Annotated in this window: 1 protein-coding gene, 1 tRNA gene and 1 pseudogene; all 3 read right to left on the reverse strand. The window is 75.1% G+C overall.

What is annotated here, in order from left to right:
- Positions 1–850 (reverse strand): DUF2797 domain-containing protein (locus IEZ17_RS41540; RefSeq protein WP_229853139.1); only part of this gene is annotated, 850 nt, incomplete at its 3' end.
- A 183-nt stretch (positions 851–1,033) separates the two neighbouring features.
- A pseudogene (locus IEZ17_RS41545) lies at positions 1,034–1,762 on the reverse strand (GlxA family transcriptional regulator); the annotation flags it as partial.
- Positions 1,763–1,930: 168 nt separating this feature from the next.
- Positions 1,931–2,004 (reverse strand) — tRNA-Met (locus IEZ17_RS41550).
- Positions 2,005–2,077: the final 73 nt, after the last annotated feature.

Raw genomic sequence — 2,077 nt, forward strand, 5'->3', positions numbered from 1 at the left:
CACCTTTCCCCTCCCCCTTCGCCGCCTGACGCCGCGGCACCGTCGTCACCGGCACCCGGGCCACCCCCAGCACCCACCCCGACAGCAGCCGCGCATCCAGCACCGCAACCGCCCCACCGGCCCCCGAGCCACCCCGCCCGGCGTCGCCGCCCGCACCACGCCCCTCCGGCCCGCCCGCCCCCGCCAACCTCAGATAGACATCCGCGCCCGCACCGGCCACCACTTCCGCCACGATCTCCGCCCCCGCCGTCGGCGCGCCCAGCTCCACGACGCCGCCCGCCGGTATCCGCTCCAGGCCGAACAGCTCCGTATGGTCCCCGAAGGCGAACTCCACCGGCTCCAGCGTCTCCGGCCAGCCCGCCAACTGCCGTGCCGCACGGTGCAGTTGCGCCAGCTCGCCGGCCCGCTCCGGCAACGGCGGCAACGCCCCGCGCGCCGCCCGCTTCGCCTCCTTCACGCATCTGTCGGGCACCCCCAGCGCGCTCCCCAGCAGCGCCTCCGCCCGCCGCGCCGCCATCAGCGGCCCGCGCCCCAGCCAGGCGTACGCCACCGCCCCCTGCTCCACCAGCCGCGCCGCCCCGCGCTCCGCGGCCGTGATCCCCACCTTCAGCAGGCCGGGCCCGAAGTACGCCAGATAGACGCCGTACGGGCGCGGATCATCCGCCATGGTGTCCGCCGCCACCGAACGCGACCGGTCCAACTGCGCACACCGCGCGCACTGGTCCTTCGCCGCCGCCCCGTCGATCTCCGCCCCGTACGGACACACGATCCACCGCCCGCCGCGCCGCACCCCCAGGCAGCGCCGCTCCCCCAGCACCGCGAACGCCAGCGCCTTCCCCGCCGGCAGCAGGCTCTCCCGCTCCTCCCCCCGCTCGGCGCAGTACCACCCGAGCCGCTGACCGAACCGCCCCTCCGGCCCGGCCCCCGGCCCGCTGCCCGACCACCGCGGTCCCGTACATCGCCACACACCGTCAGCGTACGACCGCCCACCGACAACGCCCCGGCAGCGCCGCTCCCGCCCCCCGCCCCCGCCCTACACCGCCACTCCCACTCCCACCCCCACCCGGAACGTGCTGCGATAGGCCCGCGGCGACACCCCCAGTGCCGCGTGCAGATGCTGCCGCAGCGAAGCCGCCGTCCCGAACCCCGTCTCCGCCACGATCCGGTCCACCGTCAGATCCGTCTCCTCCAGCAACTCCCGGGCCCGCTCGATCCGTTGCCGGGTCAGCCACTGGAGCGGCGAGACCCCCACCTCCTCCCGGAACCGCCGGGTGAAGGTCCGTACGCTCATCGCCTCCCGCCCCGCCGGCTCCCGCAGGCTCAGCGGCCGGTCCAGGTGCTCCAGCGCCCAGGCCCGCGCCGCGCTCGTCGACGACAGCTGCGGCTCCGGCACCGGCCGCCGTACGTACTGCGCCTGCCCGCCCTCCCGGTGCGGCGGTACGACCGTCCGCCGCGCGACGTCATTGGCCACCGCCGCTCCGTGATCGCGGCGCACCATGTGCAGACACAGATCGACGCCCGAGGCGACCCCGGCAGCCGTCAGCACATCGCCCTCGTCCGTGTACAGCACGTCCGGATCCAGCTCGACCGCCGGGAACATCCGCCGGAAGTCGTCCACCGACCGCCAGTGCGTCGTCGCCCGCCGCCCGTCCAGCAGCCCCGCGGCGGCCAGGACGAACGCCCCCGTGCAGACCGACGCAATCCGCGTCCCCGGCCGGATCCGCGCCAGCGCCGCGGCCATCCCCGGACTCAGCCGGCCCTCCCACTGCTCGACGAGGTCGTAGTCCGCCCCCGAGGCACGGGCCCCGCCGCCCACTACACCGCCCCGCCCCCACCGGCCCACCCATGACCCCGGCCCACCGCACGCACAAAAAAGCCGCCGCCCCAGTGAAATGAGAGTCGATCTCATCCACTGGGGCGACGGCATCAGTAGCGGGGACAGGATTTGAACCTGCGACCTCTGGGTTATGAGCCCAGCGAGCTACCGAGCTGCTCCACCCCGCGTCGGTATCCCCAACCCTACGCGACCCCCCGCCCATCACCTAATCCATGCCCCCCACACCCCTCCCCTCCACCT

The sequence above is a fragment of the Streptomyces albospinus genome, from assembly GCF_014648695.1.
Lineage (GTDB): Bacteria > Actinomycetota > Actinomycetes > Streptomycetales > Streptomycetaceae > Streptomyces > Streptomyces albospinus.